Consider the following 14,517-nt stretch of genomic DNA (forward strand, 5'->3'; position numbering starts at 1 on the left):
AACCACGCTAACCGTCCTTGAGTATTTCTACTCATTTAGGTTAAACGAATCGCACACCTGTTCCACAACCTATATCTAAGACGGTTTTACATTGCTTTGGAAACTGTTTGAGTAGAAAATGGTGATAGTGATTATTATGATCCCATCCCTGTTTGTCATATAAAGCAATGCGATCAAAATCATTCTGAATTTTTTGAGTCAGTTTCTCATTCATATAGCTTCGTTATCAAACACATTAATGAATTTAACCCAAACTTCCTCAGCAACCCCTCAAAATGTTTACCTACTAATAAATTCATACAGACGAGAACCAAAAAATGTGTCGCCTGAAAAATAAGATGGTATAACATTACACTGAATGCAGAAGACCAGAGCGATCGCTTTTACTCACTTTTGACTGCTATTCTTGCAACAATAGTAATTACAGCTATATTAACCAGCCTGCAACATCTACCTTGAACTTTAAGAAGCTATGCTTACCCAAGATAAAAAACAACGCAACTGGAAACCCATTCTCAAAGCATTCGAGGCTGTCCTTGGCAAAAATGGTGTGGTACAACGCCGAGAGGAACTCATTACCTATGAATGCGATGGTTTAACTGCCTATCGTGAACGTCCTTCTGTGGTGCTGTTACCCAGAACGACAGAACAAGTCGCGGAAATTGTAAAGATATGCAACCAATACTCTATACCCTTCATAGCACGCGGTTCTGGTACTGGTCTATCTGGCGGCGCTTTGCCAGTGAAAGACTCTGTTTTAATTGTCACTTCTTTAATGCGGCAAATTCTTAGTATTGATTTAGAGAATCAGTTGACAGTTGTCCAACCAGGGGTGATTAATAGTTGGGTAACACAAGCTGTTAGTGGTGCTGGATTTTACTATGCTCCTGACCCTTCCAGTCAAATTATCTGCTCTATTGGGGGCAATATTGCCGAAAATTCTGGTGGCGTACATTGTCTCAAATACGGTGTTACTACTAACCATGTTTTAGGGTTAAAAATTGTCACACCAGAAGGGGAAATTATCGATTTAGGCGGACAAATCCCAGAAATGCCAGGTTATGATTTGACAGGTGTTTTTGTTGGTTCTGAAGGCACTTTAGGAATTGCCACAGAAATTACTTTACGAATTCTCAAAAGTCCAGAATCGATTTGTGTGTTGTTGGCAGATTTCACTAGCATTGAAGCTGCCGGGGAAACTGTTTCTGACATCATCAGCGCCGGAATTATTCCTGGTGGTATGGAAATGATGGATAACTTCAGCATTAATGCAGTTGAAGATGTTGTTGCAACTAATTGTTATCCCCGCGATGCTACTGCTATTTTACTAATAGAAATTGACGGTTTAGAAGTAGAAGTTGCAGGAAATAAGCAGCGGATTATCGAAATTTGTAAAAAGAATGGGGCGCGAAATGTTACTTCTGCTACTGACCCAGAAACCAGATTAAAATTATGGAAAGGACGCAAAGCGGCTTTTGCTGCCGCTGGACATTTAAGCCCAGATTATTATGTACAAGATGGTGTTATTCCCCGGACTCAGTTGCCTTATGTTCTACATGAAATTGAGACATTAAGCGAACAATACGGTTATCGTGTGGCCAATGTCTTTCACGCTGGCGATGGCAATCTTCATCCCCTAATTCTTTATGATAATTCTGTGCATGGAGCATTAGAGAAGGTGGAAGAGTTAGGGGGGGAAATTCTCAAACTTTGTGTCCAAGTTGGTGGTAGTATTTCTGGCGAACATGGTATTGGTGCAGAGAAAAAGTGCTATATGCCACAGATGTTTAGCCAATTTGATTTAGAAACTATGCAATGGGTACGGCAAGTTTTTAATCCTAAAGGATTAGCAAATCCTGAAAAGATATTCCCCACACCACGGACTTGTGGTGAAGCAGCAAATGCATCGGCACTTAAACAATTTGAAGGTGTGGAAAGATTTTAAGAAGAAAGAATTCAGAAGTCAGGAGTCAATACAGTTCAGATCAAACCAAAACACTTGTAGAGACGGCGATTTATCGCGTCTTAAAAACCCACGATTTTGTACAAGTAGCGCTTTGAACCGTATTGAGTTAGGAGTTAAGGAGTTTGGAGTCATAATTTATCAGGTTTTGGTATCCTTAAGTATATTTATAACCAAAATTGGCTCTACATTATTGCAACTATTCTGATTTCTGACTCCTTCATTCTGAATCATCATTTCTTTACATCATCCGGAGGATTATAACTTTATTTTGTAGTTATATATATTCCGATCGCACTAGGTCAAGCTTACAAATGAATCGGGTTGTTCGCCGTTGTATTTCTTACTTGCTATGTTTGGGATTAGTAGTCGCCTTAACAGTTTTTTCACCCTCTTCACTACCAGTTTATTCCCAAAAAACAAGTTCTTTAACTACAGAAATTCGCGGCGTTTGGATTACTAATGTTGCTAGTGGTGTACTATTTGTCCCTTGGGGTATTAACCGTGCTATAAGCCAATTATCAGCTCTCAACTTTAATACAATTTATCCTGTAGTTTGGAACCGAGGACATACTTTTTACAAGAGTGCTGTAGCTAAAATGACAACAGGCTCAGATACTCAACCTTTGCTAAATTTCATGCACGGTGGACAGGATGTTTTAACAAAGATAGTAACACTTGCTAAAAATAAAGATTTGAGAGTGATACCTTGGTTTGAATATGGGTTTATGACTCCGCATTATTCACAATTAGCAATGCGTTATCCCGACTGGCTGACAATTGGGCAAGAAGGTATAAAATCTACCCAAGATGCTCCACCAGAAGAATTTGATAATATTTTAGTAACTAAGTTGGCCTGGCTGAATCCTTTACATCCACAAGTGCAAGAGTTTATCCAAGAGCTAATTTTAGAGGTAGTCAGAGATTACGATGTAGATGGCATTCAGCTTGACGATCATTTTGGGATGCCAGTACAGTTCGGCTACGATCGCTTCACTATTGAACTCTACCAGCAAGAGCATCAAGGCAAAAGTCCCCCAACTGATCCTTTTAACTCAGAATGGATGCGTTGGCGGGCAGATAAAATTACTGATTTCATGGCAGAAATCTATCAAGCTGTAAAGGCAGTTAAGCCCAAAGTTAAAATATCTCTGTCTCCTAATTATCAAGCTTTCGCCTACAAATACTATTTGCAAGATTGGGAAAATTGGGTAAAAAAAGGTTTAATTGATGAGTTAATTTTGCAGGTATATCGAAATGACAAAAACTCTTTTATCGCTCAACTAGAACTTCCATCTATAAAATTGACTCGAAGTCTAATTCCTGTAGGTATTGGGATATCAACGGGAACTATGCGTAATCCTGTGAGAATAGCGCAAATTAGAGAACAGGTTCAAGTAGTGCGCGATCGCAATTTTGACGGTATCTCCTTTTTCTACTGGGAGAGTCTCTGGGGTTACATTGTACCGGAATCACCCCAACAGCGACGTAAAGCTTTTTTTGAGATGTTTAATGCTAAAACTGTCAGACTATTAAAACCAAAGAAACTTTGATGCCATTCGCGCCTGAGAATACTAGATTTAACTTTACATTGCTCTGGACTTTCGCTACTTTTGGCGGTTTTTTATTGAGTTTACTCTTTGTTGAAGTTGGTGAAAAGCCAGATGTAGGAGTAGTAGAGGCGGCTATCGGCGGATTTGCGATCGCATTTTTTCAAGGTTGTCTTCTCAAAGAACCTATATTTTGTATTAGGTGGATTTTTTCAAGTCTTTTAGGTTGGAGTATCATCACCGCTATTGGTATTGGTGCGGTGGGTTGGATTGTATTTAGCACTCAGATTCTTCCCCTGAGAATCCTATCTGGAGCAATTTATGGGGCACTTGGCGGCTTGGGGATTGGATTGGCACAATGGTTAGCAATTCCCCAACCTGTAGCGTGGCGATGGATATTTGTCTCTTCAATAAGCTGGGCTATTGCTGTCCCCGTCGGTTCTGCTGTGGGAATGCTCTTACGCCACTTGATGCAGTTATTCTTAGGCGAAGTTATGGGATTAGCTATTACTTGGCTGCTGGTTGGTATCCTCACAGGAATAAATGCTCACAAATTGCGCTCATGAGTTACAGAATCAGCCAACAAGAAAATTGACCGACTAGTACCGTAAGGACGTTCGGCGAAGCTCAGTCGAGCCGCGGAAGTCAAAAGTCATGCAACTATCTTGTAGTGAGGATGGAATTTAGTTTTATTCTGATCTTCTATCTTATCTTCCCATCCCCTACCCTCGCCCATAAGTTTGTTAAAAATTGTAAATTTAATTGATATTACTTGATAATTGCACCTGAATATATGCAAAAATCTTGGAAAACTGTTCAAAAATTATTAAATTTGCCCTAACCTGCAAATGTATTTTCGCCTTCAAAAAGCAGGATTTGTTAAGCTGACTCCTACTTAGCTTTCCTAGATTTCTGACAAGAAGTAGAGAAAGATCCAAATTTCGATGAGCAACAGCTGACAATACTTTGCTATAGGCGCTAAAGTGCATCTATTACAAGCGTAACGACAAGAGAGCGCCTAGAAGAGTCAGTAATACCAGAAAGGGACTCTCGCATGAACATAAATCCAGCAGAATCAACTATGGAGTTGACAAAATTATCGCCTCCTCAAATTCTCTTCGGTACAGAAGTAGATGATAAAAGTAGTAGTGAGCAGTTTCTACTGAGCATGTACGATTCTGTGCAGGCATCAATATTTGTAGTTGATGTTCTGGAGGACGGAGATTTTCGATATGTGGCACTTAATCCTACTCATGAGCGATGGATAGGCATTCGCTCAGATGATCTGCGGGGCAAAAAACCAGAGGATATTCTCTCCCCCATCGATGCTGCTAAGGTGCGTCAACATTATGCTGAATGTGTGCGCTTCGGCAAAACTATTTCTTATGAACAATGTTTGCAATTCCAGGGAGTTCCGACTTGGTGGAGTACGACTCTTACCCCACTAAAGGATGCTAATTCCCGGATTTATCGGCTGATTGGTACTAGTAGCAATATCACCCCTATCAAGCAAGCAGAACAAGCAGCCGGACTTCAGGTTGAACGGGAGCAACTGCTAGAAGCGATCGCCGGACGGATTCACCAATCTGTAGAATTTGAGACAATTCTGCATCAGACTACAATTGAACTGCGGCAGTTTTTGAATTGCGATCGCGTCTTAATTTATCGCTTCGAGACTGATGGCAGTGGGGTAATCATTGCCGAATCAAGTGTGGCTGTAAGCGATCCACTGTTGGGAAAAAACATCACCGATCCCTGCTTAAGTGGCAAACATCGAGAACACTATGGGCGAGGTTGCATTCAAGTTGTTGAGGATATTTATGCAGCCGGGTTGCATCCTTGCCATATAGATTTTCTGACATCTTTGCAGGTGAGAGCCAATCTAGTCGTGCCGATTTTTAAAGAGCAAGATATGTGGGGGCTATTGATTGCCCAGCATTGCCAGCAACCGCGTCAATGGCAGCAAACAGAAACTGACTTACTCAAACAATTGGCAACTCAAATCGGCATTGCTACTAGACAAGCAGAACTTCGTCAGCAGATTAAGGATCTCAAAGCAAAGTTAGAGTTGCACAAACAGAAGCATAAAAATCAGTTGCAGCAGGTGCGAAACTTTGAAGCCCTGGTGCAACGCATGACAGAACAAATCCGCGACAGCGTGGATCAAAGTCAGGTATTGCAGACTCTCACCCAAGAATTAGCAGAGTTACTCAACCTTGATCGTTGCCAAATCGAACTCTATAGCAGCTGCCAAACCCTGGTAACTATTACCTACGAGTACACCACTAACTTACCCCCGTGTCAGGGATTGACCAGACAGATTGCAGACCGTCTGGAAATTTATCAACCCTTGTTGCAAAAACAACCTCTACATTTTTTGGAAATTGTGCCGGGATGGCAACCAAAGCTGTTAGTTATCGCCCAGATGGCTTGTCCAATTTTCGATACTCAAGGGATTTTAGGAAACATTTGGTTGACAAGACCGACACAAGAGGCATTTGATGAATTTGAAATCGAGCTAGTGCAGCAGGTAGCAAATGAATGTGCGATCGCCATTCGTCAAGCTCAACTTTACCAACAAACCCAGGCACAAGTTAAAGAATTAGAAAATTGCGATCGGCTCAAAAACCAATTTCTCAGAAACCTATCCCAAGAACTGCGGACACCAATAACAAGCATCAGCCTTGCAGTTCAAACCCTCGAAAGTGTCCTCACACCAGCAGAAATATTAGATATAGAAATAGTTCCACAACTCTTGCAGATTTTGCATAACGAGTGTGCGCGAGAAAGCAAGTTAATTAACGATCTACTTACACTTACATATCTAGAAGCCGAACCCGATCCCCCAACGTTGATTGCCATTGACTTGCAAAGCTGGCTTTACCCTATTGTCGAGTCTTTTCGAGACCTTACCAACTGCCAGAGACAGCAGTTAAACCTGAGTATCGATCATGCACTCCCGCTTTTAGAGACAGATATCACAGATATGGAGAGGATTATCACCGAACTACTCAACCATGTCTGCAAATATACCCCAGCAGGTGAGACCATCACAGTCTCTGCTCACCTTAGACCAGACGCAGTAGAGCTTAATATTAGCAATTCAGGACTAGAGCTTACCAACAATGAACTGTCACTGATATTTGAGCCTTTCTATCACCTTTCCAAGCATGATCCTTGGAAACATAGCGGCACTGGACTGGAATTAGCATTAGTTCAGAAAATGGTCAGACATTTAGGCGGCTCAATTTATGTAGAGAGTGCAGCAGGTCAAACCAGCTTCACCATCAAATTCCCGCTTTAATTACTTTTTTGGCACGACACTGGCTAAATTGTCAGAAGTTGTGCTATTATAGTTATTCGTGTGGGTGACTAGCTCAACGGTAGAGCAGTAGACTCTTAATCTATTGGTTGCGGGTTCGATTCCCTCGTCACCCACTACTTACAGCCCTTCAAAATTTACCCTTGCCTAATTCTTGACTAAATTGAGTTTGAGGCGACCTCTCAAAGCCTTGTCTAGTAAGGGTAAACAACACTAAAGCTTTGACTAATTTAAATAAAAACGCTTACAGTCCGGTGGACACTGCGATCGCAATATCCACTCTCTCTGTAAGTTGTCTCTGACTTAACTCCAAGTTATCTGCAAGATAACCCTGCACCCTAAATTGCTAGAGTGAATCCCCAGTGAGTTATTCGTCTGCCTGAGTCGTTTCCTCGTATTCGCGGATATTAAAATCAGTATCACGCTGAAGAAACCGTTGGATATCCCTCGTGTAAAACAATACCCTCTTGAACTTGTGGTCAATCTTTTCGTTCAGCTGCCCTAAAAGCATTTGGATAACGTCTTTGCGGTTTACATACTCTTGAATATGTAAAGCTAGTGTCCTGTCAATCTCACGAATTTTTTCAGCATTTCTTACTTGTTCTTCGAGAGCTTTTTCAATTTGAATAATTGAGTTTGAAATTCGATTCATCTTGCTAATGACGGTAACAGCTACACCAGCAAGAACAGAAGCACTAACAAGAATTCCTAAAAATATTCCAGTGCTTTCTAAAGTTAGTGTTATACCCGGAGAGTTACTAGAGCTAGTAATAGCTATTGTTGATGAATTAGTAGTCATTTATTTAGAAAATTATATTTTCCTAGCCCACATTTTGCGGCCAGAGAAAAAATAATTGCTCGATGCTGCATTTTTTGTAAACACGGTGAACTTGAAATAATGTAGTCCATCGTTAGGGATGGTAATAGTTCTCTGAAGTACTGAGTTGACGATAAGGGAAGAACTGTACAAATCCATGTCATCAAAAGCTAAGTTGCCGTTGATTTCAAGTTTCATTTTCCCGACATTATTCGACTTTACAGTTAGCACAGACAGGCTGTAATTTCCTGCTGCTAGTAACTTCCGAAAGCTAAAGCTATCATTAAGTGCCGCTGGGTTTTGGTAAATTTCGGCTGCATAAGCCAGTGCAGCATTTGTATCAGTTTTTATCTGTCCACCTGCTTCCACGAAACTTTCGTCATGCCAATGAGTAAAATTAGTGGGAAGCAATAATTCTGAAAATACTGGATTGGACAAAGGCATTTTAAGTTAGCTCTCTAACTAAAGCATTCCCATTGGCAACAGACCAAATACCACTAATTACGCCAGTGTAATGAAATGGCACTTCATAATATCCGCCTGCTAATAGTTTGGCAGTAAAGGCGTTTGTCGCTGCGGTTGCGCCAAATTCAATAAATAAATTAGCAGTGCTATCGTTCCAAATTGTTGCACCTTTGCGGTTGGAATTCGCAGCTAAAATCACTACGCTAGTAGCACTAGAAGCAACAGTGGTAGGCGTTGAGGTTCCACTAGTTGACTCGGTAACAGTAACCGAAGGAGGATTATATAGAGCCATTATTCAGTACACTCTGTAAAAATTAATTTGCAATTATTAGCAGAAATAGCCGAAACCTTACCGACATAAAGATTGGACTGATTTATTTCGTAACTTCCTCTGGGTTTTAAAACAATTCCTCTGCCGATAGCACCTTTAGATTTATCACCCAAAATCAAAGTGATATCGTAAGAGGAATTATTTATAAAAGCTGCATATTCTCTGTTGCTATTGGCATTGAGAACTGTATCGCCAACATTGCCTGTTAAAGCTTTATCCCCATGAATGCAGTTACTAAATTTAGCAACTTCAATTGTGTTAGAGGAATTATTAATCATAATTAATCAGTGGGGTCATCAAGGTTATCAACGAATAACGCGGTATCAACCTTGACGCGCACTGTAAATTCAAATTCCGGTGCTTCTGGCGTACCTGTTATTTGCTGTGATGCAAATTGAATCGGCGGCAGGTTAGCGTTAATCCTCGCTTCATTTACTTGCTCAGTCAAAGCGGATAGCGCTTGCATTAGCTTTACAATGCCTTTAACGCAGGAAGAACCTAAAGTAAGGGCTGCGCCTGAATCTGTCGCCAAACTCAAATTAAGTTTGACTTGGTTATTTCCAACAAATTCAACTGAGCCAGCGGGCAACTTTTCAGCTAATGCGGTGTAACTTAATGTCGTCATAAACTATCAATTTTGAATTCAAGAGTTTCTAGTTTTGCTCTAACTGATTGAATCAAGTCTTCAGTTGAGTCTGATTCTGTTCCAACGTATTCCCAAACCCCAAGGGTAATTTCCTCAATCCACGGCAGAGCTTCAAACCGTAAGCGGTAATCGTTGGTAATTTTGGGAAATATAACCAATTCAATGGCATTGAGTTTAATTAGACGACGGGTATAATCTACCTCCGTAGTAGGGACTTGTCCCAACCCTTCAAAAATTAAAGTGTCGTTGATGTGGATGCCGTCAATTTGCTGGTAAAAGTAACCAGCCCTCAACCAGCTAGGTTTAGCTTTGAGTGATGTTGCTCCAACCAAAAAGATGTGTTTATCGGTGAGGTAAGGTAACTCGATTGGCTCAAGCAGAGGCGCTCTAATTCTTCGGTTTTGTAAATTACCAGTATGCTTTTGGTAATAAGTTAGTTCCCAAGCTCCAACTGTGGTGAGGTCAACTACTAACCCCATCCCCCAACCCCCAATCTTCAGCTAGTTCAAAAATGTCAAACCCTTCATCATCAAGGAAATCAAGAAGTTGATCTGGTGCAATAGTGCCTTGGAGAAAGTCGCGGGTCATGTAAGCCCGCGACATCATCCGGCTAACTTCTTCCTTGAAATCTACATCCGATTGTCCTGGATACCAAACAGCAGGAGTAGAAAGGTTAATCATTAGCCGCTAGCGCTTAAAGGATACAATTCAGCCTCAAACCAAACACGGCCATACTCACCGCCTAAGCTTGGCTTGATAGCGGTAAATATTGCTTTAACCCTAGTATCGAGTGCTGTAGGAGTATCAGCAGTCACAGGAGCGGAATAATTGTATTGTGCGTTGCTGTCGCGGTTGCCCCTGCCGTAACGAGTGTAGGGGCGATTAGAGCCTTTAGCCCGAACGGTAGCAGGAGATGTATCAGATACCATAGCTCGAACTTGAGCCGGTCTAAATCCCCGTGGTTCGCGGGGGTCTGTTCCTTGTACTTCTAGTCCTAAAGCAGTGATTCCCCCAAAAAACTGGATTCCAGAACTGGATGCTTGAATTGTAAAAGCAGAACTAGCTGTAGCTAGGGGAGAAAGAACAGCATATTTTACTGCTGTTTTAGGGCGGCGTTGTGTCGCGGCTCCATCTTCTCGAAGAGGTGGATTATAAGCTTCTCTTGCCTTGGCGTAAGCTAAATCTCGCTCAATTTGTCGTGCGCTTTTGCGTCTTCCCATACGGAGATATCTTTAGGTGTTTATTGTTGCCTGTGATTCAGTCTTAGCAGGCTTTACAGGTTGTTATTCCCAGCCGGATAGCATAATGTTGTCCGTTAAATTTTTGGCACGATTTGGCTTATACTCGCTCGATAACACTTCTTAACCGACTGCCAGATACAGCTACCAAATTAATCGGATTTTGTTTGCCCCAAACGAGTAGCTGGGCAAATCTGAACTTTACGTCTGTAATTCTTCTACGAGCGAATTTTTTCACCTGCCTGCCGTAAACTCGGTGTGTACCTGGGTTTGCGGGGTAAAGGCGGTCATTGTCGATGTATTGCAGGTAATCGCGGTCGAAGGGGTGGCTTTGGATATCAAGGACTGCTCTTATGATCCGTTCACCTTCGGCTTTACTCGTAACTAGTAACTTCAACTCGTAACCACGTTCTTTGTCTGAATAGGTGCATTTGAAGTGACCTTTATTCCATACGAATAAAGGGGTAGCAAAGACATTTTTTATGGTTCTAGCCAGTGATTCTGCATTAGTTCTACTAATAGTTTCAGAGCTTTCATTCATCAACCGAAACGTGATTTCAGCTTCAGCTTGAGGTGTACCATCACCATGAAGATTAAAATTATATGGCTCTAAAAAATAAAGTTTGACCTGTGGCTTGAAGGTGCGCTCTGATTGAATCTCATACCAAGGAATGCCATAAACAGGTCGCTGTAGTGCTTGAGCATGACCACAAGTAATCTCAAACAACCACATCCGCATGAGAGTCATGGTTGAGGTATCTGAATCCTTCATTAAACAAGAATGCTTGAGTCTGGGCTTAGGATTGCTAACATCATCATCTGGCTGATTTTTGAAGTAAGCTTTAACCGCTTTATTGTGTTCGAGCCGAACAATATCTTGGAGGTTTTCCCACTCGTCAAAACCTTCTGGTAATGGCATTATTCGTCAGCCTCTTTATCTTCATCTGAGATAGCTAATCCTGTAGCACTAACTAATTTAGAAGCATCAGAAGAAGCTTTAACTTGTGTTGCTTCTGGTGGCGTAGTGCCTTGCTTGCCCTCTGGCTCTTGACCCAATGCTTTGAGAAATTCAGTTTTTTGGGTTCCAATTTGAGTAACCGTATCTTGAACGCTCAAGACTTCAGAAGCAACGCTATCAATTTGACTGACCACGTTTTCTGTTGTTTCTAAAGCAGTAAAGAACTTATTTTGAAAGTTGGGTGTAGGGTTCATCCACCTATAAGCGTTTTCACCAACCTCACCCCATTTACGCAGTCCATTACCAATTACAGCAACCCATGAACCAACAACTTCTAAAGCGCTCAAAATAGAATACCCAATTGATTGAATTGAATTCATTAAGTTGGCAGCAGCTTGATAAATCCGATTCCATTTTTTGTATTCAGCTTTAATCCCTCCCCATTCACTCTCGCCAATTACAGATTTAGCTAAAGAATCAAATTGATTTCCTAAAATCTCACCAATTTCTAGTGGGCTGCCCTCAGCATCTTTAATTCCTATTGCTGCTAGAACATTTGATATAGCACTAGTTAATGTTTGTCCCAAATTAGCAGAGAGCATATAGGCATTATGGAGAGTCTGCCACCAAATCAAAACATTCAGGACTCTATCAAGATGCATCCATGAACTAAGCCTCTGCAATTTACCTGAGATACCGCCTGGAATTAAATCACCAAGCTTTGTATTCATCAATTCCAAAAGTGCTAATTGTGCCGCATTTGCACCAGCATTAATTTTGTCTAAAATATTGGCGGTATTTTGATTATTATTTTGATTAACTTTATTAGCAGAATTGTCTAAAGCGTCCCCTAAACATTTCCCAGGTTGAGCGATTTCACATACAGCGCCTTGGGTAGTTTCTTTATTTGCAGCTTGTACGGCGGGAGATTTTGCGATCGCATCTGGTATGCCATTTATTGCTGGTGTTAATGCCGCGATCGCAGTAGCAATTGCCGTTAAGCGTTTTATCTGATCATCAAAGTCTTTCTTCTGCTGCTCTAGTGCTTCTTTGGTTTTGTCGTTAGAGAGTTCGGTAGGGGTTTTGCTGATCGGTTGCGACAAGAATTTTGGCGTTGGTGACAAAGCATCACTAACAGGTTGTGCTTTTCCAATTTGTGGTGCATTAGATGGGAGTTGCCCAGTGATTTCAGGAATTAAACTACCTGCTGGTACGTACTGCCCTAATGCATTACTACCTTCACTCGCGGTCACGGTAACACCCGTGCTGGATGACGGCGTGATTTGTGCGTATTCAATTGGCACAACCGTTGCAGGGTACTCTGTTACCGTAACCCCGCTTTTTGGCGCTAATCGTGGTAATGGTATTTCGTCGGGTTCCGCGAACGGCAAAAGCTGTCTTTGCGGCTGCATCATCGGCAGCATTGCACCGCCATTGGAAGGCGTTTGTGTGGGGTTTGGTAGGAAAGATGGTGCTAGTCCACCGTGTCCGGGAAAGTATGGCGAATTACTATTTGGCAGGTTGTTTCCCGGTAGCGTTGGTGCTACATCACGTCTTTGATACTTTGGTTGTCCTTGCTGTGGTGTACCCGTTGGGATGATGTTGTTAGGATTTAATGGTGATTCGTTAAAATACCCCGGTCTGTTGTCCGGTGGTGGTGCTGGGATGACAGGCGACGGCATTACGTCTATCACTCCATCTGTGCGAACAATGCTAATTTGCGTCCATCTTGACGTAGACGTACCAAGATCGTGTGCTGTATTTCCATTGTTCGTTATCAGGAATGCTCTATAACTCGTTGCATCAACCTGTTGTTCTAGAATTCCATCGATCCTTCCAACCTCGCTTGGAAAATATCTACCCTCTACAACGCCACCCTGAGCGTTCGTTTTGACGACGGATACATTGTAAAGTGTTCCGCTGAGTTGTCCACTGGCGAGCTTAGACATACCGGGAACAGGTTCGGGTATTTCCGCAGCGCGTGGTAACTGTTGCCTAAAAAAACTATCAGAGAACAAGCTACCCGCCCAACCACCAATCATGGAACCAACTACCCCACCTAATCCTGGTAATAACGCGTTACCTACAACAAGTCCGACGTAACCACCTACTACAGTACCTGCCGTAGCTGCTACCGCTTGAGATACTGGCTGACCCGCGATAAGTCTGCTACCGAGTGTTAGTCCTGCTTGCACCCCTGGGATAACAAGCCTTCCCGCTGCTTGTGGTAACGACCGTGGTAACGCATTTGCGGCACCACCAAGCGTATTGGCGATCGCTTCTTTTAATGCCGCTGGTGCAGGCGTTGCAGTCGGCTCTACAATTGCTGATGCCCTTGCAGCCGTTCCTTTTAGCGTAGGCGGCGGACTAGCTTTTGATGGTACGGGTTGACGCTCCGGTGTTGATCGTTGTATTTGAGAAAGTGGCGACTCGCGTCGTGGTTGCGATACTTCCACGTCTGCCGGTTCACCAGTGCTAATCCGGTTTCTGAGTTCGTTTCGCTGTCTTTGTTCATGTTCTAGTAGTAATCTGTTGCGTTCGTTCGTTTCGGCTGTTTCAGCCCTTATTCGCTGTTCAGCGGCGGACTGTCTTGCCAGTCTATCCGCGATTTCTCCAGCGCTTTCTTTGTATTCATAATTTGGTAGCGTTCGCTCATACCTAACACGAGCGCTGATAGCCTCGAAGTCGATCGGATCGCCAGCAGCAACACCACTAGCAGGGCGATTCGTGAGGGAGCCATGTAACGCCGCATCGCTGGCATCAAGTGAAGCAAATTGGCGTGGATTTTCCATACTGACTCACCAATTATGCTTAATTTGCCTTGAAGGCAGCGGGGATAGCAGTGTTACCTAATGGCTGGACAAATGTCCACGGCTTGCCGCTGCCAGATAAATGGTCGGCGGATACATGAAGCGATAGCCGTACAATTTTGCGTGTTTTTAAATCTGCTGCTACCCAAAATTCTCCTACTTGCGCTGCGCGTTCGCTGTAACCGACGCCTTCAATCACTGTCATATCAGGGAAATTCGCAAAAAGTATACCAGCGCACCATGCAGCGAGTTTTTCTACAGTATCGATCTGAGATGGAATATCTGTGGCTAAATTAATTGCTGTCATTCTGAGGAGATTTGTAAATAGTTACTCTCCTGTTTTATTAGCCAATCAAAAATAAGTAAATGTTCCACTTTTATGTAAAACAAGAACATTCACTGAGGACGCAAAAGCCT

Annotated in this window: 16 protein-coding genes and 1 tRNA gene; 5 read left to right on the forward strand and 12 right to left on the reverse strand. The window is 42.4% G+C overall.

Annotation, left to right across the window (positions count from 1 at the left end; translation table 11 throughout):
• Positions 1–40 precede the first annotated feature (40 nt).
• Positions 41–214 (reverse strand): hypothetical protein, encoded by a 174-nt coding sequence (locus VB740_RS32175; protein WP_323203885.1) that lies wholly within the window; start codon positions 212–214, stop codon positions 41–43.
• 258 nt (positions 215–472) lie between these two features.
• Between VB740_RS32175 and glcD the strand changes: the two genes are divergently transcribed.
• From glcD to VB740_RS32200, 5 genes are all read left to right on the forward strand, one after another.
• A complete protein-coding gene (gene glcD / locus VB740_RS32180; RefSeq protein ID WP_323203886.1) occupies positions 473–1,945 on the forward strand; it encodes a glycolate oxidase subunit GlcD in 1,473 nt (490 codons plus the stop codon).
• A 332-nt stretch (positions 1,946–2,277) separates the two neighbouring features.
• A complete protein-coding gene (locus tag VB740_RS32185; protein ID WP_323203887.1) occupies positions 2,278–3,516 on the forward strand; it encodes a glycoside hydrolase family 10 protein in 1,239 nt (412 codons plus the stop codon).
• Positions 3,516–4,079, forward strand: a complete 564-nt coding sequence (locus VB740_RS32190) for a hypothetical protein (RefSeq protein ID WP_323203888.1) — start codon at positions 3,516–3,518, stop codon at positions 4,077–4,079. Before VB740_RS32185 ends, VB740_RS32190 begins: the two co-directional genes overlap by 1 nt.
• Positions 4,080–4,567: 488 nt before the next feature.
• Positions 4,568–6,817, forward strand: coding sequence for a GAF domain-containing protein (locus tag VB740_RS32195; protein ID WP_323203889.1), 2,250 nt, complete (start codon positions 4,568–4,570; stop codon positions 6,815–6,817).
• A gap of 62 nt (positions 6,818–6,879) precedes the next feature.
• Positions 6,880–6,951: transfer RNA gene (locus VB740_RS32200), tRNA-Lys, on the forward strand.
• Between the two features lie 251 nt (positions 6,952–7,202).
• Here VB740_RS32200 and VB740_RS32205 read toward each other — a convergent pair.
• From VB740_RS32205 to VB740_RS32255, 11 genes are all read right to left on the reverse strand, one after another.
• Positions 7,203–7,634 (reverse strand): hypothetical protein, encoded by a 432-nt coding sequence (locus VB740_RS32205; RefSeq protein WP_323203890.1) that lies wholly within the window; start codon positions 7,632–7,634, stop codon positions 7,203–7,205.
• 12 nt (positions 7,635–7,646) lie between these two features.
• Positions 7,647–8,096, reverse strand: coding sequence for a hypothetical protein (locus VB740_RS32210; RefSeq protein ID WP_323203891.1), 450 nt, complete (start codon positions 8,094–8,096; stop codon positions 7,647–7,649).
• A gap of 1 nt (position 8,097) precedes the next feature.
• On the reverse strand, positions 8,098–8,409 hold the full coding sequence (locus VB740_RS32215; protein ID WP_323203892.1) for a hypothetical protein: 312 nt from the start codon (positions 8,407–8,409) through the stop codon (positions 8,098–8,100).
• On the reverse strand, positions 8,409–8,726 hold the full coding sequence (locus VB740_RS32220) for a hypothetical protein (RefSeq protein ID WP_323203893.1): 318 nt from the start codon (positions 8,724–8,726) through the stop codon (positions 8,409–8,411). The genes VB740_RS32215 and VB740_RS32220 overlap by 1 nt, the downstream gene beginning before the upstream one ends.
• Positions 8,727–8,728: 2 nt before the next feature.
• A complete protein-coding gene (locus VB740_RS32225) occupies positions 8,729–9,073 on the reverse strand; it encodes a hypothetical protein (protein WP_323203894.1) in 345 nt (114 codons plus the stop codon).
• Entirely contained in the window at positions 9,070–9,573 is a 504-nt protein-coding gene (locus VB740_RS32230) for a hypothetical protein (protein ID WP_323203895.1), read from the reverse strand. Before VB740_RS32230 ends, VB740_RS32225 begins: the two co-directional genes overlap by 4 nt.
• A complete protein-coding gene (locus tag VB740_RS32235; protein WP_323203896.1) occupies positions 9,557–9,775 on the reverse strand; it encodes a hypothetical protein in 219 nt (72 codons plus the stop codon). The genes VB740_RS32230 and VB740_RS32235 overlap by 17 nt, the downstream gene beginning before the upstream one ends.
• On the reverse strand, positions 9,775–10,314 hold the full coding sequence (locus VB740_RS32240) for a hypothetical protein (RefSeq protein ID WP_323203897.1): 540 nt from the start codon (positions 10,312–10,314) through the stop codon (positions 9,775–9,777). Before VB740_RS32240 ends, VB740_RS32235 begins: the two co-directional genes overlap by 1 nt.
• 118 nt (positions 10,315–10,432) lie before the next feature.
• Entirely contained in the window at positions 10,433–11,251 is an 819-nt protein-coding gene (locus tag VB740_RS32245) for a hypothetical protein (RefSeq protein ID WP_323203898.1), read from the reverse strand.
• Entirely contained in the window at positions 11,251–14,082 is a 2,832-nt protein-coding gene (locus tag VB740_RS32250) for a hypothetical protein (protein WP_323203899.1), read from the reverse strand. Before VB740_RS32250 ends, VB740_RS32245 begins: the two co-directional genes overlap by 1 nt.
• A gap of 19 nt (positions 14,083–14,101) precedes the next feature.
• Positions 14,102–14,407 carry a glucose-6-phosphate dehydrogenase gene (locus tag VB740_RS32255; RefSeq protein WP_323203900.1) on the reverse strand — a complete coding sequence of 102 codons (306 nt, stop codon included), beginning with the start codon at positions 14,405–14,407 and terminating at the stop codon, positions 14,102–14,104.
• Positions 14,408–14,517: the final 110 nt, after the last annotated feature.

The organism is Nostoc sp. UHCC 0251 (assembly GCF_034932245.1).
In the GTDB taxonomy this organism is placed as follows: domain Bacteria; phylum Cyanobacteriota; class Cyanobacteriia; order Cyanobacteriales; family Nostocaceae; genus Nostoc.

Excerpts from the sequence above, each read along its gene's own strand:
- VB740_RS32175 (WP_323203885.1), bottom strand. The coding sequence starts at position 214 with ATGAATGAGAAACTGACTCAAAAAATTCAGAATGATTTTGATCGCATT.
- glcD (WP_323203886.1), top strand. The coding sequence starts at position 473 with ATGCTTACCCAAGATAAAAAACAACGCAACTGGAAACCCATTCTCAAA.
- VB740_RS32185 (WP_323203887.1), top strand. The coding sequence starts at position 2,278 with ATGAATCGGGTTGTTCGCCGTTGTATTTCTTACTTGCTATGTTTGGGA.
- VB740_RS32190 (WP_323203888.1), top strand. The coding sequence starts at position 3,516 with ATGCCATTCGCGCCTGAGAATACTAGATTTAACTTTACATTGCTCTGG.
- VB740_RS32195 (WP_323203889.1), top strand. The coding sequence starts at position 4,568 with ATGAACATAAATCCAGCAGAATCAACTATGGAGTTGACAAAATTATCG.
- VB740_RS32205 (WP_323203890.1), bottom strand. The coding sequence starts at position 7,634 with ATGACTACTAATTCATCAACAATAGCTATTACTAGCTCTAGTAACTCT.
- VB740_RS32210 (WP_323203891.1), bottom strand. The coding sequence starts at position 8,096 with ATGCCTTTGTCCAATCCAGTATTTTCAGAATTATTGCTTCCCACTAAT.
- VB740_RS32215 (WP_323203892.1), bottom strand. The coding sequence starts at position 8,409 with ATGGCTCTATATAATCCTCCTTCGGTTACTGTTACCGAGTCAACTAGT.
- VB740_RS32220 (WP_323203893.1), bottom strand. The coding sequence starts at position 8,726 with ATGATTAATAATTCCTCTAACACAATTGAAGTTGCTAAATTTAGTAAC.
- VB740_RS32225 (WP_323203894.1), bottom strand. The coding sequence starts at position 9,073 with ATGACGACATTAAGTTACACCGCATTAGCTGAAAAGTTGCCCGCTGGC.
- VB740_RS32230 (WP_323203895.1), bottom strand. The coding sequence starts at position 9,573 with ATGGGGTTAGTAGTTGACCTCACCACAGTTGGAGCTTGGGAACTAACT.
- VB740_RS32235 (WP_323203896.1), bottom strand. The coding sequence starts at position 9,775 with ATGATTAACCTTTCTACTCCTGCTGTTTGGTATCCAGGACAATCGGAT.
- VB740_RS32240 (WP_323203897.1), bottom strand. The coding sequence starts at position 10,314 with ATGGGAAGACGCAAAAGCGCACGACAAATTGAGCGAGATTTAGCTTAC.
- VB740_RS32245 (WP_323203898.1), bottom strand. The coding sequence starts at position 11,251 with ATGCCATTACCAGAAGGTTTTGACGAGTGGGAAAACCTCCAAGATATT.
- VB740_RS32250 (WP_323203899.1), bottom strand. The coding sequence starts at position 14,082 with ATGGAAAATCCACGCCAATTTGCTTCACTTGATGCCAGCGATGCGGCG.
- VB740_RS32255 (WP_323203900.1), bottom strand. The coding sequence starts at position 14,407 with ATGACAGCAATTAATTTAGCCACAGATATTCCATCTCAGATCGATACT.